Here is a 26629-nt window from a genome sequence, read left to right as displayed (position 1 = left end):
CGGACCCGACCCGATGTGTCGGCAACCGAACACCCCTCTGTCAAGGGCGTAAGGCCGTCGCACAGCAGGTTTCACCGGTGTGCGAATCGGTTAAAGAGTTACCTTCGTGGCGAGTTGAACGAGTGTCGCAAAGTGACCCGAGACACATCCGGCCGGACCTTGTCGGGCAAGGTCCGGCCGGGTGCGCGGTGTTGACGATCTATGTTGACGTATCGCCTTTTACCCGTTGATGACTTAACCGAGCAGGCTCTCCAGCTCGACGTGCTCCAGGCCGAGCGCCTCGGCGACCTCGCGGTAAACCACCTTGCCGTCATGGGTGTTGAGCCCCTTGGCGAGCGCGGCGTCACGGCGCAGCGCCTCGACCCAGCCATTGTCGGCCAGCGACACGATGTAGGGAAGCGTGGCGTTGGTGAGGGCGTTGGTGGAGGTGTTCGGCACGGCGCCCGGCATGTTGGCGACGCAGTAGAAGACCGAGTTGTGAACCTTGAAGGTCGGCTCGGCGTGGGTGGTGGGACGCGAGTCCTCGAAGCAGCCGCCCTGGTCGATCGCGATGTCGACAAGGACACTTCCCGGCTTCATACGGGACACAAGCTCGTTGGTGACCAGCTTCGGAGCCTTGGCACCCGGGATGAGCACGGCACCGATGACGAGGTCGGCGTCGAGGACGGCCTTCTCCAGCTCGAAGGAGTTGGACATGACCGCCTTGATCTTGGTGCCGAAGATCTTGTCGGCCTCACGCAGCTTGTTGATGTCGCGGTCGAGCAGGGTCACGTCGAAGCCCATACCGATGGCGATCTGCGCGGCGTTCCAGCCGGAGACTCCACCGCCGATGACGACGGCCTTCGCCGGGGTCACACCCGGGACACCGCCCGGCAGGACGCCACGGCCGCCGGCCGCGCGCATCAGGTGGTAGGCGCCGACCTGCGGGGCGAGGCGGCCCGCGACCTCGGACATCGGGGCGAGCAGCGGCAGCGCGCGGCTGGGCAGCTCGACCGTCTCGTACGCGATCGCCGTGGTGCCGGACTCCAGGAGCGCGTCCGTGCACTCCTTGGAAGCGGCCAGGTGCAGGTAGGTGAAGAGCGTCTGGTCCTTGCGGAGGCGGTGGTACTCCTCCGCGATGGGCTCCTTGACCTTCAGCAGCAGGTCGGCGGTGGCCCAGACCTCGTCGGCGGTGCCGAGGATCTGCGCACCGGCGGACACGTACTCGTCGTCCGTGATCGAGGAGCCGACGCCGGCGTTCTGCTCGATGAAGACCTGGTGGCCGTGGCGCACCAGCTCGTGCACGCCGGCGGGGGTGATGGCCACCCGGAACTCGTTGTTCTTGACCTCGCGGGGGATGCCGACCTTCACGTCGATCACGGTCCTTGACTCAGAGGGTTCTGGGGCTATGCATGGCCGGGGCGATGCAAGCCGGGGCAATGCATGTCATACCCGGATACACGGGGGCGCACCGGGAGACACCACGAAAGAACGCAGCGGAGCCAGTTTAATGAAGGGATTCTCTCTGTCTAGCCTTTCAATGCATCAATCTTCGGCGGATGCACTACGGATTTCGTAGGCGTTAGCGCCTTGTTCCATGGCCATCACGCCCTCCGGGAGCTCGTCACCGAGCATTCGCTCGGCCGCCGCGCGGTGCAGCCGGGCGGCGGCGGGGTCCCCGAGCCGGTCCAGGGTGTCGGCCAGCCGGAGCTGCAGCGCGGCCTGCAGCCGGACGTCGTCGGCGCGGTGCGCCCACTCGACCGCCTCCTGGCAGGTGCGCAGTGACTCCTCGGGGCGCCCGGCGTACTCCTGGACGCGCGCCAGCTCGCTCAACGCCCGCGCCTGGGCCGCCACATCGTCGTTCCTGCGGTGCCCGGTGACGGCGGCGCGCCAGTTGCGCAACGCCTCGCCGTAGCGGCCCGCGTAGGTGTGCGCGGTGGCGATACGGCCGTACAGCCGGGCCGCGTCCACGCGCTCGTCGCGCGCCAGCCGCTCGGCGAGCGCCCTGCCGTACCAGTCGGCGGCCCGGTCGTAGTCCCCCAGCTCCTGATGGGCGCCGCCTACGGATTCCATCGCGCGGCCGGTCGCGTACGGGTCATTTGCTTCGCGTCCGGCGTCCAGCGCGGCCCGGTAGCGGGCGAGCGCCTCGGCCGTCCGGCCGGTCTGCGCGTCCAGGTCGGCCAGGTTCAGCAGGGCCGCGGCCTTCTCGCGGGGCAGGTTCCGGCGCTCGGCGACGTCCAGGACGAGCCGGTGGATGCCGTACAGCTCGGGCGCCGCCGCCCGCGTACCGATGTGCGCGACCATCGCCCTCACCAGCGCGGCCATGAGGCGGCGGGCCAGCGTGTCCAGCTCGCCGTCGGCGACCGCCAGCCGGGCCGAGGCGAGCAGCGCGGGCTGCCGGATGCGCAGCCAGTCGGCGGCCGCCCGGGGGTTCGGGAAGCGCAGGGCGCGGGGCATCCCGGCGAGCTTCTCGCGGGCGGGCGAGCTGTCGGTCTCGGTGATCGCGCGGCAGGACACCAGCAGCCGTACGGTCCGCTCCAGCATCCTGGCGCGGGCCAGCTGCAGCTCGGCCGGGCGGTCGTGGGTGTCGGTGAGGGCGCGCAGCAGCGGCAGCAGACAGCCGGGCACCTCGTACTGCGGCAGCGGCGACTCGACGGACCGCACGAGCCCGAGCCCGGCGAAGTCGTCCAGGGTGGCGCGGGCGGCGCCCACCGAGCAGCCGGCGAGCGCGGACGCGGTGTGCGGGTCGACGAGGCCCGCGGGGGCCAGGGAGAGCAGTCGCAGTATCCGCGCGGCGGTGGTCGGCAGCGAGGCGTAGGTGAGCCGGAAGACGCGGGCCAGCGGCGAGCCCTCCTCGCCGTCGGTGCGCAGCTGCTTGGCGAGGTCGGCGACGGCCGACTGCGGGCGGACCTTGAGCCAGCCGCCGGCGAGCACCAGGGCGGCGGGATGGCCCGCGCACAGTTCGACCAGCCCCTCGGCGGCGAGCGGGTCGACGGTGATGCGCACCGAGCCGGTGAAGCGGTCGAGGAGTTCCAGGGCGGACTTGGTGTCCAGGCCGCCCAGGGTGCAGGGGCGGACGTCCGCGATACCGGTCAGCGGCCCGCCGGAGACGGCGACGACCAGGCACTCCGGGGTGTCCGGCAGCAGCGCGTCGACCTGTCCGGCGTCGGCCGCGTCGTCGAGCAGGAGCAGCGCGCGGCGGGTGGCGAGGGCCTCGCGCACCGCCTCGCTCAGGTCGTCGGCGGCGGCCCCGGGCGGCGTGGGCCGGTCCAGGGCGGTGAGCAGTTCCCGCGCGGTGCGTTCGGTGGGTACCGGAGTGCCGTCGGGCTCGGTGAGCCGGGCGCGCAGCACCCCGTCGGGGTAACTCTCGGCGACCTGCGCCGCGAGCTCTTCGGCGAGCGCGGTGCGGCCCGAGCCGGGCTTGCCCGCGATGAGCAGCACGCGCGCGCGTGGCGCCTTGCGACCGGAGAGGGTGTCAAGGCCCGCGCGCGCGATGTCGGCCCGGAGTTCCTTCAACTCTCTTGTACGGCCCAGGAACTGACCCTCCGTGGGAGCGGACCCGGCAGCCGGGCGCTGCCCCTTGGCCGACACTTTCGTGCCGCCGATGTCCACCGCCTGATCCGTCACGGGCCACACTCCCGTCCCACTGCACGCTGGGGCCCGCCGGGACTCCGGTTCGGGCGTTTCCAGAGCCTAGTTCACGCTCTGCGACGATCTGGGAGGAGCGCGGCGGACACGTCCCCCGATCGGATCAGGCGATCGTAGGACTGACGGCGCCGGGGTGGCGTCAGAGGTGGATCAGACCTCGAAGGGACGCGCGGGCCACGGCGCCTCCGCCGGGCGCAGCGCGTCGAGGCCGTCGCCGTGACGCGCGGCCACCAGCGAAAGGACGCCGACGACCAGGCAGTTGTTGTGCAGATCACCGGCGAGCGCCCCGCGCACGAGCTCGTCGACGGAGACCCTGGCCAGCTCCATGTCGGCCTCTTCGTCCTCGACCTCGAAGCGCTGGCCCTCGGCCTCGGAGAGATTGCGGGCGAGGAAGATGCGGACGGCCTCGTCGCACCCGCCGGGCGTGGTGAAGACGTCGGTCAGCACGCGCCAGTCCTCGGCCTTGACGTGCGCCTCTTCGTACAGCTCGCGCTGGGCGGCGTGCAGCGGGTTCTCGCCCGGGATGTCGAGCAGGCCCGCCGGGATCTCCCAGAGCTTGTGGCGCACGGGGTGGCGGTACTGGCGGATGACGACTACGCGGTCCTCGTCGTCGAGGGCGAGGACGGCCACGGAGCCGGGGTGGACTTGATAGTCGCGGCGGGCGACCGATCCGCCGGGCATCACCACGTCGTCGGTGCGCACCGAGGTCTTGTTGCCCTTGAAGGGGGTCTCGGTCGCCCGGACCTCCCACTCCTCGGCGGTGTCCTTGATCGTCATGGCCTGCCCTTCCCGCACGTACAAAAGGAAACCGGTCACGGCCGAAAGGAATCGGCCACAGCGAGGCTGCAACGGAAACCGGGGCGCGCACCTCGAAAGACGCGCACCCCGGCCACCGTACAACCCTTGTGCTACTTACCCGTCTTGCGCTCCACGGCGGCCTTGACCAGGCCGGCGAAGAGCGGGTGCGGGCGGGTCGGACGGGAGCGCAGCTCGGGGTGCGCCTGCGTCGCGACCAGGTAGGGGTGGACGTCGCGCGGGTACTCGACGTACTCGACCAGCTTGCCGTCCGGGGAGGTGCCGGAGAACTGCAGACCGGCCTTCTTCTCCAGCTCGGCGCGGTAGGCGTTGTTCACCTCGTAGCGGTGGCGGTGGCGCTCCTCGACGTACTCCTTGCCGTCGTACACCTCGCGCACGATGGAACCCTCGGCGAGCTTGGCCGGATACATACCAAGGCGCATCGTGCCGCCCATGTCGCCCTCGCCCGCCACGATGTCGAGCTGCTCGGCCATGGTGGAGATGACCGGGTGGGCGGTGGCGGAGTCGAACTCGGTGGAGTTGGCGTCCGCGATGTCGGCCAGGTTGCGCGCGGCCTCGATCACGATGCACTGCAGGCCCAGACACAGGCCGAGCAGCGGGATCTTGTTCTCGCGGGCGTACTGGATGGCGCCGACCTTGCCGGAGACACCGCGGTCGCCGAAGCCGCCGGGAATGCAGATCGCGTCGACGTCGCCGAGCTGCTGCGCGGCGCCCGCCGGGGTCTTGCAGTCGTCCGAGGTGACCCACTTGATCTTCACGCGGGCCTTGTTGGCGAAGCCGCCCGCGCGCAGGGCCTCGGTGACCGAGAGGTAGGCGTCGGGCAGGTCGATGTACTTGCCGACGAGCGCCAGGTTGATCTCGTGGAGCGGGTTGTGGACGCGGTCGAGCAGGTCGTCCCAGGTCGTCCAGTCCACGTCGCGGAAGGGCAGGTCGAGCTTGCGTACGACGTACGCGTCCAGGCCCTCGGTGTGCAGGACCTTCGGGATGTCGTAGATCGACTTGGCGTCGATGGCCGCGACGACGGCCGCCTCGTCGACATCGCACATCAGCGAGATCTTGCGCTTGATCGCGGTCGGCACGTCGCGGTCGGCGCGCAGCACGATCGCGTCCGGCTGAATACCGATGTTGCGCAGCGCCGCAACCGAGTGCTGCGTCGGCTTCGTCTTCAGCTCCCCGGACGGGCCGATGTACGGGAGGAGCGAGATGTGCACGACGAACACGTTGTCGCGGCCGACCTCGTGACGGACCTGGCGGACCGTCTCCAGGAACGGCAGGGACTCGATGTCACCGACCGTGCCGCCGACCTCCGTGATGACGACGTCGACGTCGTCGGTGGCCATGCGGCGGATGCGGTGCTTGATCTCGTTGGTGATGTGCGGAATGACCTGAACCGTGTCGCCCAGGTACTCGCCGCGCCGCTCCTTGGCGATGACCGTCGAGTACACCTGGCCGGTGGTGACGTTGGCCGAGCCGTCCAGGTCCACGTCGAGGAAGCGCTCGTAGTGACCGATGTCCAGGTCGGTCTCGGCGCCGTCGTTGGTGACGAACACCTCGCCGTGCTGGAACGGGTTCATGGTGCCCGGGTCGACGTTCAGGTACGGGTCGAGCTTCTGCATCGTGACCCGCAGACCCCGCGCCTTGAGCAGCGCGCCCAGGCTGGAGGCGGTCAGACCCTTGCCGAGGGAGGAGGCGACACCCCCGGTGACGAAGATGTGCTTGGTCGTCGAGGCTGTGCTGTTTCGAAAAGCAGCGGGCGGCATGGCCAAGAGGGGGCTCCCGTGGTCTCGGTCTGGGGTGCGTGCGGCGTGGGGTCCGGAGATTTCCGGAGGTGCCGTCGCTGCGGTTCGGGGGTTTCTTGCCCACCGGTCCACGGGCTACCAGGGTATCAGCGACAGAACGAGACCGCTTCCGGCCACGCTCCGCGCACACGTCGGCACAGACCCCGCACAGCACCCGCTCGACACTCACTGGACACTCACTCGATCGGAGCAGTCGGGTTACCGGGAGCGGCACGCGGATCTTCCAGGTGCGTCGTATCCTGCTCGGACACTCGCTGCCGAGCCCGGCCGACACACGGCACCATCCCCGCCCGTATCCCGGAACAACGAGAGCTCGTCAGTGCGTTTCGAAACGACAATCGCACCGCCCACCGCACCGACAATTGACGTTTCACAGCGACGCATGATCAACGTTCCGCACACTACTGACGTTCCTTAGTACCGACGTTTCGCATTACCAACGTTCCCTGACCGCAGAGCGACCGCCCCTCGGGGGGCGACGTGGCCGTTCGACTGGAGATGCACGTGGCCGGGCGCATCGAGGACTACGCACTCATCGGAGACATGCAGACAGCGGCGCTGGTCTGCCGGGACGGCACAGTCGACTGGCTGTGCCTGCCCCGCTTCGACTCCCATGCCATCTTCGCTGGGCTGCTCGGCACGGAGGAACACGGATTCTGGCGGCTGGGCCCGGCCCACGCGGCCGACGCCGAACCTCCGACGGCGGCGCGCCGCAGATACCGCGGCGACTCGCTGATCCTCGAATCCGAGTGGGACACCCCGCGCGGCACGGTCCGCGTGACCGATTTCATGCCCCCGCGCGACGGCGCGCCGCAGCTGATCCGGATCGTCGAGGGCGTCACGGGCCGGGTGCCGATGCGCTCCGCGCTGCGGATGCGTTTCAGCTACGGCCGCGTGGTGCCCTGGGTGCACAAGCACGAGGGGCGCACGGTCGCCGTCGCCGGGCCCGACTCGGTGTGGTTCGACACCGCCTGCGAGACCTACGGCAAGGCACTGACCACCTACGCGGACTTCACGGTGGCGCCCGGCGACCGGATCGCGTTCACCATCTCGTGGGAACCCTCGCACAAGGAGCCGCCCGCGCTGCCCGAGCCCGAGCAGTCGCTGGAGGCCACCGAGGACTTCTGGCGCGACTGGGTCGACCAGTGCACGTACCACGGCCCCTACCGTGAGGCCGTCGTCCGCTCGCTGATCACGCTGAAGGCCCTGACGTACGCGCCCACGGGCGGCATCGTCGCCGCGCCCACCACCTCCCTCCCGGAGGAGATCGGCGGCGTACGCAACTGGGACTACCGCTACACCTGGCTCCGCGACGCCGCCATCACCCTCTCCTCGCTGCTGCGCACCGGCTACCGCGAGGAAGCCCGCGCCTGGCGCGAGTGGCTGCTGCGCGCCGTCGCCGGCGACCCGGAGAACCTGCAGATCATGTACGGCATCGCGGGCGAACGGGAGTTGGGCGAGGCGGAGCTCGACTGGCTTCCCGGATACGAGAATTCGACGCCCGTACGGGTCGGCAACGGCGCCGCGCACCAGCTCCAGCTCGATGTGTACGGCGAGGTCACCGAGGCCCTGCACCTGGCCCACATGACGGGCCTGTCCCGCAACGACTACGCCTCGCTGCTCCAGCTGAAGCTGATCCGCTACCTGGAGAACCACTGGGACCAGCCCGACGAGGGCATCTGGGAAGTCCGAGGTCCACGACGGCACTTCGTTCACTCCAAGGTGATGGCCTGGGTCGCCGTCGACCGCACCATCAAGCTCATCGAGTCCGGCGACGCGGACGGCCCGCTGGAGAAGTGGCGCGAGCTGCGCGACGACATCCACCGGGACGTGTGCGAGAAGGGCTACGACAAGGAGCGCAACACGTTCACGCAGTCGTACGGCTCCAAGGAGCTGGACGCCTCGCTGCTCCTCATCCCGCAGATGGGCTTCCTGCCCCCGGACGACAAGCGCGTGATCGGCACCATCGAGGCGATCCAGCGCGAGCTGTCCACCCCGGACGGCTTCATCCTGCGCTACCCGACCACCGGTGAGGACGCGGGCGTGGACGGCCTGGAGGGCGACGAGGGCGCCTTCCTCGCCTGCTCGTTCTGGATGGCGGACGACCTGGCGATGATCGGCCGCGTGGACGAGGCCCGCAAACTCTTCGAGAGGCTGCTGGCGCTCAGGAACGACCTCGGTCTGCTCGCCGAGGAGTGGGACCCGCGGCTCCAGCGGCAGGTGGGCAACTTCCCGCAGGCGTTCAGTCACGTTCCCCTGATCGACACGGCACTGAGGCTGACGGCCTCGGGGGCGTACGGCGGCTGAACAGGACCGATCCGCCGTGCCCCCCTAGCCTGGACATAGTCCTGTCCCCAGGTGGAAGGGGGCGGCTGCCATGGCTCCCCTCGGGAAGGCGGGCACGGCGCTCGCCGCGCTCCGCGCGGACCTGCCCGGTGAGGTGTTCGCCCCGGACGACCCCGGGTACGACGACGCCCGGACGATCTTCAACGCGATGATCGACAAACGCCCCGCCGTGATCGCACGCTGCGAGAGCGAGGCCGATGTGGCCCGTTCGGTGCGCTTCGCGCGGGACCTGGACCTGCCGATCGCGGTGCGCGGCGGCGGCCACAGCGTGTCGGGCATGTCGCTCAACGACGGCGGCCTGGTCATCGACCTGCGCCGGATGCGGACGGTGACGGTCCACCCCGGTTCCGAGACGGTACGGGTGGAGGGCGGCGCCGTCATGAGCGACCTCGACCTGGCCACCCAGCCGTACGGCCTGGCGACGACCGGCGGCCGCGTCTCGACCACCGGCGTCGGCGGCTTCGTACTCGGCGGCGGGAACGGCTGGCTCGACCGGTCGTTCGGCCTCGCCGCCGACAATCTGCTCGGCGTAGAACTGGTGACGGCCGACGGGACGACGGTCCGGGCCACCGACCACGAGAACGCGGAACTCTTCTGGGCCCTGCACGTCGGCGGCGGCAACTTCGGCGTCGCCACCGCGCTGACCCTGAAGCTGCACCCGCTGCCGGAATTCTCCATCGCCCTGCTGATGTCCCAGCCGGACGCCGGCCCGGACCTGATCCGCGTCTACCGCGAGGTCATCGAGAACGGCCCGTCGGAGGCGGGCGGCGCCGTCATGTATACGACGGGCCCGCCCGAGGAGTTCGTCCCCGAGCACATGGTCGGCAAGCTGCTGTGCGCCGTTCTCCTCACGTACGTGGGCGGCGAGGAAGATCTGCGCAAGCTCGCCCAGCCTCTGCTGGCGCTGCCGCACGAGGTCGAGATGCTCACCGCCATCCCCTACCCCGACCTCCAGTGCATGCTCGACGACCCGCCCGGCCTGCGGAACTACTGGTCGTCGGAGTATCTGACAGGTCTGCCCGACGAGCTCGTGGACGTGTTCTGCGCCCTCGGCGAGTCCGTGCCCGTACCCACGGGAACCCAGCACGTGCTGTTCCCTCAGGGCGGCGCGATCGCCTCCGGCCCGGCCCGCTTCCCGGTCCCCTACCGGGACGCACCCTGGGGCGTGCACCCCTTCGGAATCTGGGAGGACCCGGCCGACGACGAGCGCTGTATCCAGTGGGTCGGGGACGTCCGCGCGGGCGTCCGGCCGTGGAGCACCGGCGCGGTCTACCTCAACTTCATCGGGAACGAGGGCGCGGACCGGGTCGTGGCCGGCCTCGGCGCCGGGAACCTCCGGCGGCTGGCCGCGGTGAAAGCGGAATACGACCCCGACAACGTCTTCCGCTTCAACCACAACATCGCGCCGGTGCCTAGCTGACGGCGGCGATCACCTCCTGGGCGGCACGCTCGCCTTCGGTCGCGCCGCCCTCCATAAAGCCCTGGAAGTCGTACGAACAGTGCTCGCCGCCGATGTGGATGTTGCCCTGGGCGACCCCCTCGTAGCCCGCGTACCGGTGGAGATAGCCCACGGGCCAGTACGAGTAGGCGCCCAGGGAGTACGGGTTGAGGTGCCAGGCGGAGAGCTGGGCCCTGCCCGTCCAGGCCGCCGACGTACCGGGGAAGAAGGCGTCGATGCCGGCGAGGTACTTCTTCGCGAGGCCGGTGACGTACGGATCGCTCTCGTACGCGAACGGGCTCGCGGGCGCCAGCGACTTGGCAAGGCTGCCGCCGCCGTACTGGATGAGGATGCCGCCCGTGCCCGGCTGGACCTTGGTGGTGTCCCAGGTCTGCTGGACCTCGGTGTCGGTGAAGCACTCGCCGGCGGACACACCGGGCCAGGCGCCCGTGCCGCGCCAGGGGCGGCTGGAGAACTGCAGGTTGAGCTTGGTGCAGTAGCCCATGCGGGCGTCGCGTAGCAGGTTCGTCATCCGGGTGTCGAAGGCGGCCCGGGTGAGGTCGAGTTGCTGGAGGACCGGCAGCGGCACGCACAGGATGGTGTGGTCGGCGGTGACGGTGCGGGTGGCACCGGACTCGGTGAAGGTCAGCGTCTGCGTGCCGTCGCTGTTGGCCTTGACCGCGTCGAGAGACCAGCCCTGGAGGATCGTGTCATCCGGCAGGTAGTCGGCGATGGCGTGCGGGAGTTGGTCGTTGCCGCCGGTGATGTGGTAGCGCTCGTTGGACAGGCCCCAGATGTTGAAGTTGCCGGGATTGGTCTGGTAGCCCATCAGCAGGACGAGGGCCAGCGCGGACTGGTCGGTGGTGTCGGCGCCGTACTCGACGTTGTACGCGACGTCGAAGAGACGTCCGAGGGGCGAGTCGTGACCGCCCGGCACACGGGACTCGATCCAGTCGTACAGCGACATGTTGTCGAGGGCGGTGCCCGCCGCCGTGGTCTGGTTCCAGAACACCTCGCCGGAGTTCTGCAGGTCCTGGTGGAGGGCCTGGTAGACGGCCTTGAAGTCCTCGTCGGCCTGCTCACGCGAGTAGTACCCGCCGTCGAACCAGAGGACTTCCTCGGCTCCATTGGGCCCGCCGCCGAGGAAGTCCTCGGTGGGCAGCGCGAAGCGGCGGCACAGCTCCAGCATCTTCTTGTGGCTGGTGTCGATCAGCTCGCCGCCGATCTCGGAGGTCTGGCCGTACGCCCAGTGGTCGCGCTGCGAGTACATGCGGCCGCCGACGCGGTCCGGGTTGGCCTCGTAGAGCGTGCAGGCGAGGCCCGCGTCGTTCAGGGTGAGGGCGGCGGTGAGCCCGGCGATTCCGGCGCCCACGACGGCGATACGGGGAGCGGCCGCGGTGGTCTGGGCGGCGGCGGCTCCGGGTGCCGCCGCGAGACCCGTCGCGGCGGCGAGGCCGACGGCTCCGGCTCCCTTCAGGACGGCGCGGCGGCTCAGCCGCTGCCCCCGCAACTCGGCGACGGGGATGCCCAGTCGGCGTGCGGCGGCGTGGTCGGCGGCCAGGCTGCGCAGGACGTGCATCGTGTTCGTACGGGACACAGTGCTGCTCCTCAGACGGTGGCGGAGGCTTGCTGGACGTCGTCCGTGCGCTCGGCCGCGTCCTCCAGGACGATCCGGCCGATGACGGCGTAGCGCTCGGGCTGTCTGACCTTGAGGTAGAACCCGAGGCCGAGCCTGCCGAAGAAGACCAGGCCGACGATCCACGGGATGGCCTTGAAGAAGAGCGAGTCCGCCGCCGTACCCGCGGCGGTGTCCAGGTTCAGCACCAGCAGCACGACCACGGCGATCATGCCGATCCCGCCGACCAGGGGCGCGGCGAAGGTCCTGAACCAGTGCCGGTCCTCGGGGTGATGCTTGCGGAAGTAGCCGATCACCGCGAACGAGCACAGCGTCTGCACGATGAGGATCGCCATCGTGCCGAGGATCGCGAGCAGCGTGTAGAGGTGGATGTAGGGGTCCTGCCCGGTCAGCCAGAAGGCGGCCACGAGCGCGACGGCGATGACGGACTGGACGAACGAGGCGATGTACGGGGAGCCGTGCCGCGCGTGCGTACGGCCCAGGGCCGGGTGCAGGAAGCCCTCGCGCCCGATCGCGTACAAGTAGCGTGCCGCGCATTGGTGGAAGGCCATGCCGCAGGCGAACGAGCCGGTGATCAGCAGCCACTGGAAGGCGTCGACCGCCCAGGCGCCGATGAAGGCGTGCGCCGGGTCGAAGAACAGGTCGAGGGGGCTCGTGCCGGAGGAGATCTTGACCGAGCCCTTCAGGCCGTTGCCGGCGATCGTCATCCAGGAGACGTAGATGTAGAACAGTCCGACGCCGACGACCGAGATCAGCGTGGCGCGCGGGATGACCCGCTTCGGGTCGCGGGACTCCTCGCCGTACATCGCCGTCGACTCGAACCCGACCCACGACCAGAAGGCGAAGAACAGACCGAGCCCGGCCGAGGTCCCGGTGAAGGCGTTCTTCGGATTGATGGGCTCTACAGGGATGCCGTCCGGGCCGCCGCCCTGGACGAGCACAGCGGTGGCCACCGCGAACAGCACGGCGATCTCGGCGATCAGCATCACGCCGAGGGCCTTCGCGGTGAGGTTGATGTCGAAGTACGACAGGACGGCCGTGACGGCGAGCATGGCGGCCGCGTAGAGGATCCACGGCAGGTCGACACCCAGCTGGTCGTCGACCGTGGTCTTCGCGAAGTACGAGAAGACGCCGACGATGGACGCCTCGAAGACGATGTACGCCATCACGGCGAGCATTCCGGAGGCCATCCCGGCGATCCGGCCCAGACCGTGCGAGATGTAGCCGTAGAAGGCTCCCGCGGCCGTGATCCGCTTGGCCATGGCGACGTATCCGACGGAGAAGACCGTCAGCACGACCGTGGCGAAGAGATAGCCCGCGGGCGCGCCCGTGCCGTTGCCGAACCCGACCGCGATGGGGAGGTTGCCCGTCATCGCGGTGATCGGCGCGGCGGTGGCGACCGCCATGAACACGACGCCCACCAGACCTACGGAATTCGCTTTGAGGCGATGCACCTCTCGCGTGGGTCTTTCTACCATTCCCGCCCCTCCCAGCATGTCAGCTCAACGAAATCCGAAGGTCATTCGTCGATTTCCTGCGGATGCGACAGTCTGGCGACATGGTGACGCACGCCACAACAGACACGAGGTCGCGTATTTCCGGCACGGGAGCGACGCATTGTCGCGTACATGACCTCCGCGACGGCGCCCGTAACGGGTCGGAGATGTGCCCGGAACGTCTCCGCAGGTAGCGTCCGCTGCATGGACAGCCGTTACGACACGCAAGGCGCCGGAATCACCGTGCAGCGGGCACTGGAGCTGCCCGGGCTGCGCAGCGGGCTGCCGGAGATCCTCGCGGGGGCCGACCGGCTGCAGCGCACCGTGCGCTGGGTGCACGCGGGCGAGGTCCCGAACATCGCCTCGCTCCTCAAGGGCGGCGAACTGCTCCTGACCACGGGCTACGGCCTCGGCACCCGCCCGGCCGACCAGCGCGCCTTCGTCCGCACCCTCGCCGAACGCGGCATCGCGGCGCTCGTCGTGGAACTCGGACCGCGCTTCACCCGGCTGCCCGCGGCCCTCGTGGAGACGGCGCGCACCGCCGGGCTCCCGCTGGTCCAGCTGCACCGCGAGGTGCCGTTCGTGACGGTCACGGAGGAGATCCACACCGAGATCGTCAACGGCCACTACGCGCTGCTCCAGCAGGCCGAGGAGGTGCACCGGCGATGTACCGAGGCGCTCCTCGGCGGCGGCGGTGTCCCCCAAGTCCTCTCCATCCTCGCCGACTTCAGCGGCAATCCCGTCTTCCTGGAGACGGCCGACGGCCAGCTCCTGTACGCCGCCGGGGCCGGGACCGGGTCCTCGGGCGCCGATCCGCTCCAGGTGTGGGAGGGGCTGCGCGGCCAGCACAAGGAGGAGCCGCCCGCCGGAACGACCCTCGTGGACGTGCCGGGCGGCGGCCCCGGCACCGGCTCGGTACGGGCCCGGCTGGTCCTGCTGCCCGTCAGCTCCCCCGTCGCCCCGGTGCACCGGATCGCGGCGGAGCGTGCCGCGGGCATCCTGGCCGTCGTCCTGATGCAGGCCCGTCAGGAGGAGGAGCTCGCCGCGCGCGGTCGCGGCGACTTCCTCACCGACCTCGCGGAGGGCCGTATCGCGGCCGAGGACGCGCCCGCGCAGGCCCGCGTGCTCGGCTTCAAGCCCGGCGCCAGCCCGCTCCTGCCCGTCGTGATGCGACTGGCCGACGGCCTGTCCCCCGGCGGCGGCTGGGCCGTCCTGGCCCGCGCGGTCGCCGAGGAGCTGGCCTCCGTGGGCGTCCCGGTCCTGCTGGGCGTACGTCCGGTCGAGGGCCGCGTCCCGCTCCTGCTGGGCCTGCGCTCGGAGTCCGAACGCGCGGCCGTGGCCGACCGGGTCGCGGCGGCGCTGCGGGCGGGTGTGGAGCGCGCGGGCATGCAGCGGCCCGGGGCGCAGCCACCGGTGGTGGTGGTCGGCGTCGCGGGCGGCTGGGCGGCGGCTTCGGCGGGCCTGCGGCACGCGGCGGAGACGGCGACGGCGGCGCAGGGCCTGTCGGACCGCCCCTGGTACGACGCCCGCCGCCTGGACATCGACCTGCTCCTGTGGCGGCTGCGCGACCACCCGGACCTGGCGGCCTTCGTGGACCGCGCGATCGGCCCCCTCCGCGACCACGACAACCGCTCCAAGCCACCGCTCCTGCCCACTCTGGAGACGTACTTGGCCCACGCGGGCCGCAAGGCGGAGACGGCCCGCGAACTGCACCTCAACCGGCAGACCCTCTACAACCGGCTCGCCCGGATCGGCGAGTTGCTGGGCACGGACCTGGACGACCCGCAGACGGTACTGGCGTTGAGCCTGGCGCTGCGGGCCCGGAGGCATGTGCCGTAGCCGGCCCGGCCCCCGGTACCGCGTCACGCGGTCAGCCCAAAGGCCTGTGCTGCGTCAACTCGTCGTAGACGCTCAGCACTTGGGCGACCGTCTCGTCCTCGGTCGGCCAGGTGGCGGCCTGTCGGGCGCCCATCTCCTGGAGAACCTCTCGTCGAGCGGGATCGCCGAGCAGGCGTACGACGGCTTCGGCGAGCGCCTCCGCATCGCCGTACGGAACGAGTTCGGCCGCGTCGCCGACCAGTTCGGGGACGCCCCCGACCGCGGTCGCGACGAGCGGCACGCGCGCGTGGAGGGCCTCTTGCGCGAGGACGGAGCGGGATTCCCAACTGCTGGGCAGCAGCGCGATCTCGGCGGCCGCGAGGAGCTCCGTGATGTCGTCGCGCCGCCCGATCAGCCGGACGGGCAGTCCTTCGTCCTCGATACGGCGCTGCAGAACCGTCCGGAGCGGCCCCTCCCCCGCGATCACGAGCAGCGGCGCCGGATCGAGGTGACGCCATGCTCGTGCGGCGTCCAGCAGGGTGTCGTAACCGCGATGCCGGTCGAGGGAACCGACCGCCATGAGCAACGGGCGGTCGGTGGCGCCGAGTTCGGCCCGCGCCTTGTGCCGCAGCCGGTCGGGGTCACCCAGCTCGACCGGCGTACGCGGCGCCGGGAAGGCGACGGCGGCGAGCCGCGCGTCCCGCGCTCCCCTGCTGCGCGCCCGGTCCACGAGGTCGGAGGAGGTACCGAGGACGACAGCGGCGGCTCTCGCCACCCGCCGCTCAAGGAGCCGCAGCAGATGGGCCCGTGCCCCCTCCGCATGCGAGCGCGTGTGCCAGGTGACGACGAGCGGCACGCGCCGCCCGCTGAGCGCGAGCGCGGCCCTGAGCGCCGCGTGCAGCCCGTGCGCGTGCACGAGGTCGGCGTCCGCGCAGGCCGTCCGCAGCGCGGCCACGGAGGCGGGGTCACTGCTGCGCGGCACGGGAACGTGCTGTGCGCCCACGCCGGTGAACCCGTACGCGTGATCGGCCTCGGCTGGGGCGCACACGGTGACCCGCACGCCCCGGGCCACGAGCCCCGAAGTCAGCGACCGCACATGCGCGCTGCTGCCCGCGCTCCCGCCGCCGAGCACCTGCACGGTGCGCAGCGGCGACTGGCCGTGCGGTGAGTGGCTGCTCACGTGGCTCACGTGGCCGGGGCTCCTGGTTCGGCGTCGGACGGTCACGAAGAAACGTACAGAAGGATCGTGCAGAGGGGGGTGTACCGCACGTCGTGCTCCGCGTACTACGCCAAGGATGCCAGGCCGCACGGGCGTTCCGGGACCACCAGCGGACGACGGTCGCGACGACATGGGCAACTCGCCGGGCGCGTAGTCACTCATATGAGTGAGAAGTACCGGGGTTTTGGGCGGGCTTGAGGGCGGAACGGGGAGCAGGGTGTAGTTCTTGCGCTCCCTATGGGCGGCGACACCGGGCGCGTTGGAGCGCAGGGTGGTGAGGGCGGCGCGGGGTCAGGCCCAGGGCAGTACCGAATCCAACACCCGAGGGGCCCGCGGAGCGGGCCGGATGCGGGGGCCGCGGAGCGGTCAAAAAGGGCAGGCGGGTGGGAAACCGCCGCGGAGCGGCGAAGCTCGGACCGCGGAGCGGTCGAGGCGACGCCGCGGAGCGGCGGGGAAGTCCCCGCTACCCGTCGGAGCGCGCCGTCGCCAGCAACTCCTCCGCATGCGCCCGAGCCGTCTGCGAGTCCTCCTGCCCCGCAAGCATCCGGGACAGCTCCCTGATCCGCTCCTCGCCCTCCAGGACCTTCACCCCGGACCGCGTCACCGACCCGTCGTTCGTCTTCTCGACCAGCAACTGCCGATCGGCGAAGGCGGCCACCTGCGGCAGATGCGTCACCACGACCACCTGCGCGGTCTTGGCGAGCCGGGCCAGCCGTCGCCCGATCTCGACCGCGGCCTTGCCGCCCACACCGGCGTCGACCTCGTCGAACAGATACGTCGGCACAGGATCCGTACCCGCGAAGACGACCTCGACCGCGAGCATCACCCGCGACAGCTCACCGCCCGACGCCCCCTTGGCGATGGGCCGCGGCGGCGCCCCGGGGTGCGGGGCGAGCAACAGCTCGACCTCGTCGACGCCCGCGGGACCGTACGCGACCGTGCGCCCGCCGAGTTCCACACCCTCCGGGTCATCGGTCTGCCGGATCTCGAAGGACACGCGCGCGTGCGGCATGGCGAGCGAGGCCAGCTCGGCGGTGACCGCGGCGGCGAACCGCTCGGCGGCCTCCGTGCGGGCGTCCGTCAGCGCCTGGGCGAGCCCGCCCAGTTCGGTCCGCAGGGCGTCCCGTTCACCGGTCAGCTCGTCGATCCGCTCGTCGTCGCCTTCGAGTTCGAGGAGGCGCGCGGCACTCTGCTCGGACCATGCGAGCACGGCGTCGATGTCCTCGCCGTACTTCCGGGTCAGCTGGGTGAGCGCGGCCCGGCGTTCCTCGACCGCCGAGAGCCGCAGCGGGTCGGCGTCGAGGTCGTCGGCGTACCCGGCGAGCTCGCCCGCCACATCGCGCAGCAGGATTCCGACCTCCCCGATCCGCCCGGACAGCGCGGCGAGGGCGGAGTCGTGGGACCGTACGGCCTCCAGAGCCCGGTGCGCGCCCGCGACGAGCGTGGCGGCGTCGATGCCCTCCGGGTCCTCGGGATTGCCCGCGAGCGCGGCGTGGGCGGCCGTGGCGGCCGATGCGAGTGCCTCCGCGTGGCCGAGCCGCTCGGCCTCGGCGGCCAGCTCGACGTCCTCGCCGGCGCGCGGCTCGACCGCCTCGATCTCGTCGAGCCCGAACCGCAGCATGTCGGCTTCCTGGGCCCGTTCCCGCGCGCGCGTGGTGATCTCGTCCACCTCGGCCGAGATCGCCCGCAGCCGTCGGTACGCGCCCGCGTACTTGGCGAGCGGCACGGCGACGGCGTCGCCCGCGTACCGGTCGAGCGCCTGCCGCTGCCGGGACTGCTTGAGCAGCCCCTGCTGGTCGGTCTGCCCGTGCACGGCGACGAGCTCGTCCGCGAGCTCGGCGAGCACCCCCACCGGCACGGAGCGCCCGCCCAGGTGTGCCCGCGAGCGCCCCTCGGCCGAAACGGTACGGCTGATCAGCAGCGCCCCGTCGTCGAGTTCGGCCCCGGCCTCCTCGGCCCGTACGACGGCCGTCCCGCCCGGAGGTACGGCGATGCGCCCCTCCACGACGGCGTTCTTGGCGCCGATCCGCACCAGGGCGGGATCAGCGCGCCCGCCCAGCAGCAGCCCGAGGCTGGTGACCACCATCGTCTTGCCCGCACCGGTCTCACCCGTCACGGCGGTGAAGCCGGGCGACAGCTCGACGACAGCGTCGTCGATGACTCCGAGCGACCGTATCCGCATCTCCTCCAACACGGACACGACCTTACGAGGTCGGGACCCGGCTGTGCGACGGCACCCGCCCCCATACCGCGAAGCAGCAGGTAACGAAAGCGCTCCGAGCACCCATATCACCCACGGGAGGTACAGCGCCCCCTCAGGGGCGCGGGGAAACTGCGCGCCCAGCCGCAACGAGTCAGCAGCCGTCGAACCACGCACAGTCCCCACCCAGTGGACGCTAGTGCGGCGCCCCCCGCCACCCAGAAACGGGCAACGCGAACTTGGCCACCAGCCGATCGGTGAACGAAGCGTGGTGCAGCCGAGCCAACCGCACCGGCACAGCCCCCCGCCGAACCTCCACCCGAGCCCCCGGCGGCAACTCCACCGTCCGCCGCCCGTCACACCACAACACCCCCGGCGGGATGTGCGGCAACACCTCCACCGCGAGCACCGAGTCCGGCGAGGTCACCAACGGCTTCGCGAACAGCGCATGCGCGCTGATCGGCACCATCAGCAGCGCCTCGACCTCCGGCCACACGACAGGCCCGCCCGCGGAGAAGGCATACGCGGTCGACCCGGTAGGCGTCGCGCACACGATCCCGTCGCAGCCGAACCCCGTCACCGGCCGCCCGTCGATCTCCAGCACCACCTCAAGGAGCTTCTCGGCGCCGGCCTTCTGCACGGCCGCCTCGTTCAGCGCCCAGTCGGTGTGCACGATGTCGCCGTTGCTGTGCACGACGACATCGACGGTCATCCGCTCCTCGACCTCGTACGCCTTGGTGACGACCCGGTCGACCACCTTGTCGAGGTCGTCGCGCTCGGCCTCCGCGAGGAAGCCGACGCGCCCGAGGTTGACGCCGAGCATCGGCACCCCGGAAGCGCGGGCGAACTCGGCGCCGCGCAGCAGCGTGCCGTCACCGCCGAGCACGATCAGCAGCTCGGCGCCGTCGAGGCACTGCGGAGTCGCCTCCTTGACCAGCTCCACCTCGTCCGGCAGCGGCAGATCGGCCGCCTCCGCCTCCAGGACCCGTACGCCGATCCCGGAGCGCAACAGCCCCTGGACGACCAATTCGGCGCTGCGGATGGCTGCCGGCCGCCCGGTGTGGGCCAGCAGGAAAACAGTACGAGCTCGGGTCTGTGTCAACGCGGCCCCTCCGCCACTGCACGGTCAACGTCGGCCGGGTCGAGTTCGGGTGCCCCGGCCCGCAGCCACAGAAAGTACTCGACATTGCCCGAGGGTCCGGGCAACGGGCTTGCGGTCACACCCTGCACTCCGAGCCCCAGCTGACGGGCTCGCTCGGCCACTCCGCGCACGGCCTCCGCGCGCAGTTCGGGGCTGCGTACTACGCCGCCGCTCCCCAGCCGTTCCTTCCCCACCTCGAACTGCGGTTTCACCATCATCACCAGGTCGGCATCCGGCGCCGCGCACCCCACCAGGGCGGGCAGCACCAGTCCGAGCGGGATGAAGGACAGATCCCCGACGACAAGATCCACGGGCTCCCCATCGATCGCCTCCAACGTCAACTCGCGTACGTTCGTACGGTCCTTGACGGTGACGCGTTCATCGCTCTGAAGAGACCATGCGAGTTGTCCGTAACCGACGTCGACGGCGACGACATGGGCGGCGCCCGCGCGCAGCAGCACGTCGGTGAAGCCACCGGTGGACGCTCCGGCGTCCAGCGCCCGCCGGCCCTCGACCTTCAGCCCCTGCGGTACGAAGGCCGCCAGGGCGCCCGCGAGCTTGTGTCCGCCGCGCGAGACGTAGTCGGGGTCGCTGTCGTCCTGGGTGACCAGGATCGCGGCCGCGGTCTCCACCTGTGTGGCGGGCTTGGTCGCGAGGGTCTTGCCGACGCTGACCCGCCCCGCGGCGATCAGCTGGCTGGCGTGCTCGCGCGAGCGCGCCAGTTTCCGCCGGACCAGCTCGGCGTCGAGACGGCGGCGTGCCACTCCTGCCACGTTCGGTTCAGCTCCTGCGGTCGTACGGTGCGGGGGGCGCCGGAGGTCCCGGGCGTGCGTCGAGCGCGGTGAGCGCGTCGCGCAGCCCCCGGTGTACATCCTCGTACACCTCCAGGTGTCCGTCCGTGGCGAGGTGGTCGGCGTCGGCCAGCCGGTCGAGCTGGGCGTCGACCTCGGCGTTGCCGGTGGGGACGCGGGGCACCCCCACCGGGACCGGGGCGGCGGGTTCGTACGCGGGTTCGACCGCGGGCTCGGCATCCCGCTCACCGTCCGGCTCGGGCCCGCCCGCGAGCCGGGCGTCCGGCTCGACGCCCGGCCCGACGGCGGTCCCGGGCTCCGGTGCCCTCGCATCCTGCCGGACCTCGGTCTCCGGCCATGAGTCGCTCATGCCCCGACGCTACCGCGAAGCCCTGCGGTACCGTCGATCACGATGGCGACGATTGAGGAGTGCCGCACCGCACTCGACAAGCTCTCGGACAACATGGCGGGCGCGGAAGGCGACGTACGCAGCGCGGCGGCGCTCGACCGCTCGCTGAGCTGCCGTATCACCGACCTCGACATCACCTTCGTGGGCCGTCTCAAGGACGGCCGGATCGAGGTGCTCGACACGCTCCAGGGCCCGCCCCACGACAAGGCGCAGATACGGCTCACCATGAACGGCGACGACCTGGTCTCGATGGTGAACGGCGACCTGAACTTCGCGAAGGCCTGGGGCTCGGGCAGAGTGAAGCTGGAGGCGGGCCTGCGCGACCTGTTCCGGCTCAGGACCCTTCTGTAGCCGCCGCGGCGACCGCCTGCCCGGCCTTGGCCGTACGCGCCTTGCGCGCCGCCGGCACCACCAGCGGCGTATTCGTCTCCGGATCGTCGATGACCTGGCAGCGCAGTCCGAAGACCCGCTCGACGAGCTCGGCCGTGACGATGTCGCTCGGCGCGCCCTCGGCGATGACCTGGCCGTCGCGCAGGGCGATGAGGTGGGTGGCGTACCGGGCCGCGTGGTTGAGGTCGTGCAGCACGGCGACCAGCGTGCGGCCCTGCTCCTCGTGGAGCTCCGCGCACAGGTCGAGCACGTCGATCTGGTGCTGGATGTCGAGGTAGGTGGTCGGTTCGTCGAGGAGCAGCAGCGGGGTCTGCTGCGCGAGTGCCATCGCGATCCACACGCGCTGCCGCTGGCCACCCGACAATTCGTCGACATAGCGATCGGCCAGCTCAGCGACCCCGGTCGAGGCCATCGACTCCTGCACGACCCGCTCGTCCTCCACCGACCACTGGCGCAGCAGCCCCTGGTGCGGATAGCGGCCCCGGCCGACCAGGTCACCGACGGTGATCCCGTCCGGCGCGATCGACGACTGCGGCAGCAGCCCCAGCGTCCTGGCCACCTTCTTGGCGGGCATCGACTGGATGACCTGCCCGTCGAGGAGCACCCGGCCCTCGGAGGGCTTGAGCATCCGCGAAAGGGCGCGCAGCAGCGTGGACTTGCCGCAGGCGTTCGGGCCGACGATCACGGTGAAGGAGTTGTCGGGGATCTCCACCGACAGCTTCTCCGCGATGACGCGCTGGTCGTAGCCGAGGGTGACGTTGTCGGCGGACAGGCGGTTCACAGTGCTCCTTTGATTGTTCGGCCCGCTGTTGTCGGCGCTCATATCCGGCCCGCCTTGCGCTCGGTGACGAGCAGCCACAGCAGATAGACGCCGCCGAGGACACCGGTCACGACGCCGACGGGCAGCTGATCGGCGCCGAAGGCCCGCTGCGAGGTCCAGTCCGCGACGATCAGCAGGGTCGCGCCCATGCACATCGACGGCACCAGGTTCGGTCCGGGCGACCGGGTCAGCCGCCGGGCGAGCTGCGGCGCGGTGAGCGCCACGAAACCGACCGGGCCCGCGGCCGCGGTGGCGCCCGCGGTCAGCAGTACGGCGGACAGCATCAGCAGCAGTCGTACGCGCTCGACGCGCACCCCGAGGGCGTACGAGACGTCGTCGCCCATCTCCAGCATGCGCAGCCCTCGCGCGTTGCCCAGGACGAGCGGCACGAGGACGGCGCACATGATGAGCAGCGGCCAGACCTGGGCCCAGTCACGGCCGTTGAGCGAGCCGGTCATCCAGACGATCGCGCGGGCCGCGTCGACGATGTCGGCCTTGGTGAGCAGATAGCCGTTGACCGCCGTAACGATCGCGGAGACACCGATGCCGACCAGGACCAGTCGATACCCGTGCACCCCTTGCTTCCACGCGAGCAGATAGATGGCGAGCCCGGTCACGAGTCCGCCGACGAGCGCCCCGAGGGCGACCTGGGTCGCGGTCCCGGAGAACAGCACGATCATGATGAGCGCGCCGGCCGTCGAGCCCTGTCCGAGGCCGAGCACGTCCGGGCTGCCCAGCGGATTGCGGGAGATGGACTGGAAGAGCGCCCCGCCGAGCCCGAGCGAGGCCCCGACGAGCAGGCCGACGAGGACCCGCGGCAGCCGCAGTTCGTTGACGATGAACTCCTGGCCGGCGTTTCCGTTGCCGACCAGCGTCTTGAGGACGTCGCCGGCCGGGATCGGGAAGTCGCCGGTACCGATCAGCACCACACTCGCGGTGAGAGCGGCCACCAGCAGCAGCACGACGACGGTGAACGCCCGGACGTCGAGCCGGACGGAGAGACCGCCGCGCGCACGGACTGCCCTGATGGCGGGAGTCGGCTTACGTGTGGTCGTCACAGCTGCGCCGTCCTCCGTCGCCGTACGAGAAAGATGAAGACCGGGCCGCCGAGAACCGCGGTGACGATACCCACCTGAAGCTCCGCAGGCCGGGCGACCATCCGCCCGACCACATCGGCACCGAGCAGCAGCACCGGCGACAGGACGGTGGCGTACGGCAGGATCCAGCGCAGGTCGGGCCCCGTGAAGGACCGGACGACGTGCGTGACCATCAGTCCGACGAACACGATCGGTCCGCAGGCGGCGGTCGCCGCGCCGCACAGCACGGTGGCGGCGGCCATGGACAGGGCGCGGGTGCGGTTCAGATGGGCGCCGAGCGCGCGGGCGGTGTCGTCGCCCATGGCCACCGCGTTCAGCGGCCGGGCGAGGGCCAGCGCGACGATCGTGCCGACCGCCAGGAACGGCAGTACCTGCTTGATGGTCGTGTCGGTGGCCGAGGCCAGCGAACCGACCGTCCAGAAGCGCATCTTGCCGAGCGCCGCATCGTCCATGATCATCACGGCCTGGAGGTAGCCGTAAAGGGCGGCGGAGATCGCGGTGCCGGCCAGCGCGAGCCGCACCGGCGTCGCACCCCGGCTGCCGCCCAGGAACCAGACCAGCGCGCCGACCGCGGCCGCTCCGAAGAAGGCGAACCAGACGTAGCCGCTCAGACTCGTGACGCCGAAGTACGTGATGGCGGTGACTACGGCGGCGGACGCGCCCGCGTTGATGCCGAGCAGCCCGGGATCCGCCAACGGATTGCGGGTGAGCGCCTGGAGGACCGCGCCGGACAACCCGAGCGCCGCGCCGACCAGCAGCCCCAGGACGGTACGGGAGATCCGGTCGGCGACCACGACGTCGGCGTACGTCCCCGAGTCGTGGAACAGGCCGTGCCAGACCTGGTCCAGCGGCAGCGCTTTCGCACCGATCGCGACGCTCGCCAGCGCGACGAGCACCAGGACACCCACGGACGCGAGGAGCCCAAAGACACGTATCGCCCGGCGGGTTGGGGGCGCGGGGGCGGTCTCCGCGCGCTGTTCGGGAGGACTGTCGACCAACACGAGGTTAGGTTAGCCTACCCTCGCACGGCGGCTCGATCCCCTGTCACCGCTGATGAGCGGCGCGAGCCACCGCCGAGGGGCAACACGAGCCACCGCCGATGAACGACACGCACGAGCCGCCCATGCGTTCACCACCCGAGCCGCGCCGGCGCCGCCCCCTCCGCACTCAAAGCCCCAGCCGCGCCAGCGCCTTCCCCCCGTCCAGCTCGTACGCCCCGTCCCCGGCCGCCGTCCACGCCGCCGCGCACAGCGCCCGCAGCCCGTCGATGGCCTCGCCGTCGCCCTCCAGCTCCAGCCGCTCCCGCCCTGCCGTCGCCGTCCAGCCGCCGCAGCGGAACCCTTCGCCCGCCTCGACGACATCCGGCTGCCCGGTGAGCAGACCGCGCAGATCCGCGTCGACATACGTCGGCCGGTGCTGCGGCGGGGCGGCGAGAAGCTGCGCGCCGTCCGTCACCCCGGTGAGCACGAGCAGCGAGTCCACCTCGCCGTTGAACGCGCCCTCGATGTCCGTGTCCAGCCGGTCACCGACCACCAGCGGCCGCTTCGCCCCGGTCCGCAGGATCGTCTCGCGGTGCATCGGGGGCAGCGGCTTGCCCGCCACCTGCGGCTCGGCGCCCGTGGCGATCCGTACGACCTCCACCGCCGCACCGTTCCCCGGGGCGATTCCGCGCGCGCTGGGGATCGTCAGATCGGTGTTGGAGGCGAACCACGGCACCCCGCGCGCGATGGCGTAGCTCGCTTCCGCGAAGCGTCCCCAAGGAAGATCCGCACCGCCGAACCCCTGGACGACCGCCGCCGGATCGTCGTCCGCCGACTCGACCGGCTCAAGGCCGCGCTCGCGCAGCGCGACGCGCAGCCCCTCTCCGCCGATGACCAGCACGCGCGCGCCGGCGGGCACCTGCTCGCTGATGAGCCGGGCCGCGGCCTGCGCCGAGGTGATGACGTCCGAGGCCCCCGTCGGTATCCCCAGCTCCGTCAGGTGGGCGGCCACGGCGTCCGGCGTCCGCAGCGCGTTGTTCGTGACGTACGCGAGGTGCATCCCGCCCGAGCGGGCCGTGCCGAGGGACTCCACGGCGTACGCGATCGCGTTACCGCCCGCGTACACCACCCCGTCCAGGTCGAGCAGCGCCGTGTCGTACGCCTCGCTCAGGGCCTGGCCACTGCCGTCGGGCCGCGTCCTGACGGTCTGGCTCATTACACATCGCTCCTCGTTCGATCTCTTTCCCCCGATCATCGCGCATGCCACTGACACACTTACGATGCCTGAATGAACTATGCAGGTCCCGCGGAGGCAACACCGGCGCGCAGCGGCCTCGATCTGACCCCGTTCCGGGGCCTGCGCTACGACCCCGACCGGGTCGGCAGCCTGGCCGCCGTGACATCCCCGCCGTACGACGTCGTCGTACGGCCCGACGGCCTGCTCGAACTCGAATCCGCCGACCCGCACAACATCGTCCGGCTGATCCTCCCCCAGGACGGCACCCCCACCGCCCGCAACCAACAGGCGGCCGAAACCCTGCGCCTCTGGCTGTCGGAAGGCGTCCTGACCACCGACCCCGAGCCGGGCCTGTACGTGTACGAGCAACGCGACGGCGACATGCTGCAACGCGGCATCATCGGCGCCCTGCGCCTGTCGGAGCCGTCGGACTGCGTCGTCCTCCCGCACGAGGACGTGATGCCGCACGTCATCGCGGACCGCGCGGCCCTGATGCGCGCCACCTCCGCCAACCTCGAACCCCTGCTGCTGACCTACCGCGGCAACGGTTCCCGGGTCGGCACGGCCGCCGTCATCGAGCGCACCGCCGAGCGCCCGCCGCTGTTGTCGACCACCACGGAGGACGGCTTCAGCCACCGTCTGTGGGCGGTCACCCATCCGGCCGAGCTGGCCGAGATCCAGACAGATCTCCACCACCACCAGGCGCTCATCGCCGACGGCCACCACCGCTGGGCGACGTATCTGCGTCTACGCGCGGAGCACCCGTCCCCCAGCCCCTGGGACTACGGCCTGGTCCTCCTGGTGGACACCGCGCGCTATCCGCTCCGCGTCCGCGCTATCCACCGCCTGCTGCACCGCCTGCCGGTCGCCGACGCGCTCAACGCCCTCACGGGCTCCTTCCGGGTACGCCACCTCGACGTCCCCCTCGCCGAAGCCCTGGAGACCCTCGCCACGGCGGCCTCCGAGGGCAACGCCTTCCTGCTCGCGGGCGACGGCGCGTTCCACCTGGTCGACCGCCCGGACCCCGGCCTCCTCGCCCGCACGATCCCGGCCGACCACCCCGAGGCCTGGCGCACCCTGGACGCGACGGTCCTGCACGCCACGCTCCTCGACCACGTCTGGGACATCCCGGAGGACTCGCCCGCGCACATCGCGTACATCCACGACACGACCGCCACGGTCGAGAAGGCGGAGCGCGACGGCGGCACGGCCGTCCTCATGTACCCGGTCCGCGAGGAGGTCGTACGCGACCTCGCCCGCCAGGGCGTCACGATGCCCCGCAAGTCGACGTCGTTCGGCCCCAAGCCGGCGTCGGGGCTGGTGCTGCGGGAGCTGTCGCGCTGACCCCCTGAAACGCCCACGGGCGGCG

General features: G+C 71.1%; 20 protein-coding genes. 5 read left to right on the top strand and 15 right to left on the bottom strand.

Annotated elements, in window-relative coordinates; genetic code table 11:
* Window positions 1–234: 234 nt before the first annotated feature.
* The 4 genes from ald to OIC96_RS37595 all read right to left on the bottom strand — a co-directional run bounded on the left by ald (window position 235) and on the right by OIC96_RS37595 (window position 6203).
* Window positions 235–1350 carry an alanine dehydrogenase gene (gene ald / locus OIC96_RS37610; RefSeq protein ID WP_330310039.1) on the bottom strand — a complete coding sequence of 372 codons (1116 nt, stop codon included), beginning with the start codon at window positions 1348–1350 and terminating at the stop codon, window positions 235–237.
* A gap of 174 nt (window positions 1351–1524) precedes the next feature.
* The gene (locus OIC96_RS37605) at window positions 1525–3606 is read right to left on the bottom strand and encodes a tetratricopeptide repeat protein (protein WP_330303550.1); all 2082 of its coding nucleotides are present in this window, start codon (window positions 3604–3606) and stop codon (window positions 1525–1527) included.
* A gap of 171 nt (window positions 3607–3777) precedes the next feature.
* Window positions 3778–4404, bottom strand: coding sequence for an NUDIX hydrolase (locus OIC96_RS37600; protein ID WP_330303551.1), 627 nt, complete (start codon window positions 4402–4404; stop codon window positions 3778–3780).
* 131 nt (window positions 4405–4535) lie between these two features.
* Complete coding sequence (locus OIC96_RS37595) at window positions 4536–6203, bottom strand: CTP synthase (protein ID WP_330310040.1); 1668 nt, start codon at window positions 6201–6203, stop codon at window positions 4536–4538.
* A 537-nt stretch (window positions 6204–6740) separates the two neighbouring features.
* Here OIC96_RS37595 and OIC96_RS37590 point away from each other — a divergent pair.
* Together OIC96_RS37590 and OIC96_RS37585 are read left to right on the top strand one after the other, a co-directional pair.
* Window positions 6741–8549, top strand: a complete 1809-nt coding sequence (locus OIC96_RS37590) for a glycoside hydrolase family 15 protein (protein WP_330310041.1) — start codon at window positions 6741–6743, stop codon at window positions 8547–8549.
* A gap of 70 nt (window positions 8550–8619) precedes the next feature.
* The gene (locus tag OIC96_RS37585) at window positions 8620–10008 is read left to right on the top strand and encodes an FAD-binding oxidoreductase (protein WP_330303552.1); all 1389 of its coding nucleotides are present in this window, start codon (window positions 8620–8622) and stop codon (window positions 10006–10008) included.
* Here the strand turns inward: OIC96_RS37585 and OIC96_RS37580 are convergent.
* Window positions 10001–11623, bottom strand: coding sequence for a flavin monoamine oxidase family protein (locus tag OIC96_RS37580; RefSeq protein ID WP_330303553.1), 1623 nt, complete (start codon window positions 11621–11623; stop codon window positions 10001–10003). The genes OIC96_RS37585 and OIC96_RS37580 overlap by 8 nt on opposite strands.
* An 11-nt stretch (window positions 11624–11634) precedes the next feature.
* The gene (locus tag OIC96_RS37575) at window positions 11635–13140 is read right to left on the bottom strand and encodes an APC family permease (protein WP_330303554.1); all 1506 of its coding nucleotides are present in this window, start codon (window positions 13138–13140) and stop codon (window positions 11635–11637) included.
* Between the two features lie 222 nt (window positions 13141–13362).
* Here OIC96_RS37575 and OIC96_RS37570 point away from each other — a divergent pair, with 222 nt between their 5' ends.
* A complete protein-coding gene (locus tag OIC96_RS37570) occupies window positions 13363–14997 on the top strand; it encodes a PucR family transcriptional regulator (protein WP_330303555.1) in 1635 nt (544 codons plus the stop codon).
* A 31-nt stretch (window positions 14998–15028) separates the two neighbouring features.
* Here the strand turns inward: OIC96_RS37570 and OIC96_RS37565 are convergent, their stop codons facing one another.
* The 5 genes from OIC96_RS37565 to OIC96_RS37545 form a co-directional block, all read right to left on the bottom strand.
* Window positions 15029–16165, bottom strand: coding sequence for a glycosyltransferase family 4 protein (locus OIC96_RS37565; protein WP_330303556.1), 1137 nt, complete (start codon window positions 16163–16165; stop codon window positions 15029–15031).
* A 493-nt stretch (window positions 16166–16658) separates the two neighbouring features.
* Window positions 16659–18377, bottom strand: coding sequence for a DNA repair protein RecN (gene recN / locus OIC96_RS37560; protein ID WP_330310042.1), 1719 nt, complete (start codon window positions 18375–18377; stop codon window positions 16659–16661).
* 214 nt (window positions 18378–18591) lie between these two features.
* Window positions 18592–19497 (bottom strand): NAD kinase, encoded by a 906-nt coding sequence (locus OIC96_RS37555; protein WP_327427660.1) that lies wholly within the window; start codon window positions 19495–19497, stop codon window positions 18592–18594.
* Window positions 19494–20309: a TlyA family RNA methyltransferase gene (locus OIC96_RS37550; protein WP_330303557.1), complete on the bottom strand. Its 816-nt coding sequence runs from the start codon at window positions 20307–20309 to the stop codon at window positions 19494–19496. The genes OIC96_RS37555 and OIC96_RS37550 overlap by 4 nt, the downstream gene beginning before the upstream one ends.
* A 7-nt stretch (window positions 20310–20316) precedes the next feature.
* Window positions 20317–20697, bottom strand: a complete 381-nt coding sequence (locus tag OIC96_RS37545) for a hypothetical protein (RefSeq protein WP_330303558.1) — start codon at window positions 20695–20697, stop codon at window positions 20317–20319.
* Window positions 20698–20739: 42 nt separating this feature from the next.
* On the opposite strand from OIC96_RS37545, the gene OIC96_RS37540 reads away from it, so the two are divergent.
* On the top strand, window positions 20740–21087 hold the full coding sequence (locus OIC96_RS37540; RefSeq protein ID WP_330303559.1) for an SCP2 sterol-binding domain-containing protein: 348 nt from the start codon (window positions 20740–20742) through the stop codon (window positions 21085–21087).
* Here the strand turns inward: OIC96_RS37540 and OIC96_RS37535 are convergent.
* From OIC96_RS37535 to OIC96_RS37520, 4 genes are all read right to left on the bottom strand, one after another.
* Window positions 21071–21949 (bottom strand): ABC transporter ATP-binding protein, encoded by an 879-nt coding sequence (locus OIC96_RS37535; RefSeq protein WP_330303560.1) that lies wholly within the window; start codon window positions 21947–21949, stop codon window positions 21071–21073. The genes OIC96_RS37540 and OIC96_RS37535 overlap by 17 nt on opposite strands.
* Complete coding sequence (locus OIC96_RS37530) at window positions 21946–23004, bottom strand: FecCD family ABC transporter permease (protein WP_330303561.1); 1059 nt, start codon at window positions 23002–23004, stop codon at window positions 21946–21948. The genes OIC96_RS37535 and OIC96_RS37530 overlap by 4 nt, the downstream gene beginning before the upstream one ends.
* On the bottom strand, window positions 23001–24044 hold the full coding sequence (locus OIC96_RS37525; protein ID WP_330303562.1) for a FecCD family ABC transporter permease: 1044 nt from the start codon (window positions 24042–24044) through the stop codon (window positions 23001–23003). Before OIC96_RS37525 ends, OIC96_RS37530 begins: the two co-directional genes overlap by 4 nt.
* 166 nt (window positions 24045–24210) lie before the next feature.
* Window positions 24211–25239 carry an HAD hydrolase-like protein gene (locus OIC96_RS37520; protein WP_330303563.1) on the bottom strand — a complete coding sequence of 343 codons (1029 nt, stop codon included), beginning with the start codon at window positions 25237–25239 and terminating at the stop codon, window positions 24211–24213.
* A gap of 72 nt (window positions 25240–25311) precedes the next feature.
* Here OIC96_RS37520 and OIC96_RS37515 point away from each other — a divergent pair, with 72 nt between their 5' ends.
* Window positions 25312–26604, top strand: a complete 1293-nt coding sequence (locus OIC96_RS37515) for a DUF1015 domain-containing protein (RefSeq protein WP_330303564.1) — start codon at window positions 25312–25314, stop codon at window positions 26602–26604.
* Window positions 26605–26629 lie beyond the last annotated feature (25 nt).

Origin of the sequence: Streptomyces sp. NBC_00775 (genome assembly GCF_036347135.1) — a bacterium.
In the GTDB taxonomy this organism is placed as follows: Bacteria; Actinomycetota; Actinomycetes; order Streptomycetales; family Streptomycetaceae; genus Streptomyces; species Streptomyces lutosisoli.
This window is presented reverse-complemented; position numbering and strand designations above follow the sequence as displayed.

Bases quoted from the DNA above. Each gene is read 5' to 3' on its own strand.
- recN (WP_330310042.1), bottom strand. From the start codon at position 18,377: ATGCGGATACGGTCGCTCGGAGTCATCGACGACGCTGTCGTCGAGCTG.
- OIC96_RS37545 (WP_330303558.1), bottom strand. From the start codon at position 20,697: ATGAGCGACTCATGGCCGGAGACCGAGGTCCGGCAGGATGCGAGGGCA.
- OIC96_RS37515 (WP_330303564.1), top strand. From the start codon at position 25,312: ATGAACTATGCAGGTCCCGCGGAGGCAACACCGGCGCGCAGCGGCCTC.
- OIC96_RS37570 (WP_330303555.1), top strand. From the start codon at position 13,363: ATGGACAGCCGTTACGACACGCAAGGCGCCGGAATCACCGTGCAGCGG.
- OIC96_RS37520 (WP_330303563.1), bottom strand. From the start codon at position 25,239: ATGAGCCAGACCGTCAGGACGCGGCCCGACGGCAGTGGCCAGGCCCTG.
- OIC96_RS37575 (WP_330303554.1), bottom strand. From the start codon at position 13,140: ATGGTAGAAAGACCCACGCGAGAGGTGCATCGCCTCAAAGCGAATTCC.
- OIC96_RS37590 (WP_330310041.1), top strand. From the start codon at position 6,741: ATGCACGTGGCCGGGCGCATCGAGGACTACGCACTCATCGGAGACATG.
- OIC96_RS37535 (WP_330303560.1), bottom strand. From the start codon at position 21,949: ATGAGCGCCGACAACAGCGGGCCGAACAATCAAAGGAGCACTGTGAAC.
- OIC96_RS37540 (WP_330303559.1), top strand. From the start codon at position 20,740: ATGGCGACGATTGAGGAGTGCCGCACCGCACTCGACAAGCTCTCGGAC.
- OIC96_RS37600 (WP_330303551.1), bottom strand. From the start codon at position 4,404: ATGACGATCAAGGACACCGCCGAGGAGTGGGAGGTCCGGGCGACCGAG.
- OIC96_RS37585 (WP_330303552.1), top strand. From the start codon at position 8,620: ATGGCTCCCCTCGGGAAGGCGGGCACGGCGCTCGCCGCGCTCCGCGCG.
- OIC96_RS37595 (WP_330310040.1), bottom strand. From the start codon at position 6,203: ATGCCGCCCGCTGCTTTTCGAAACAGCACAGCCTCGACGACCAAGCAC.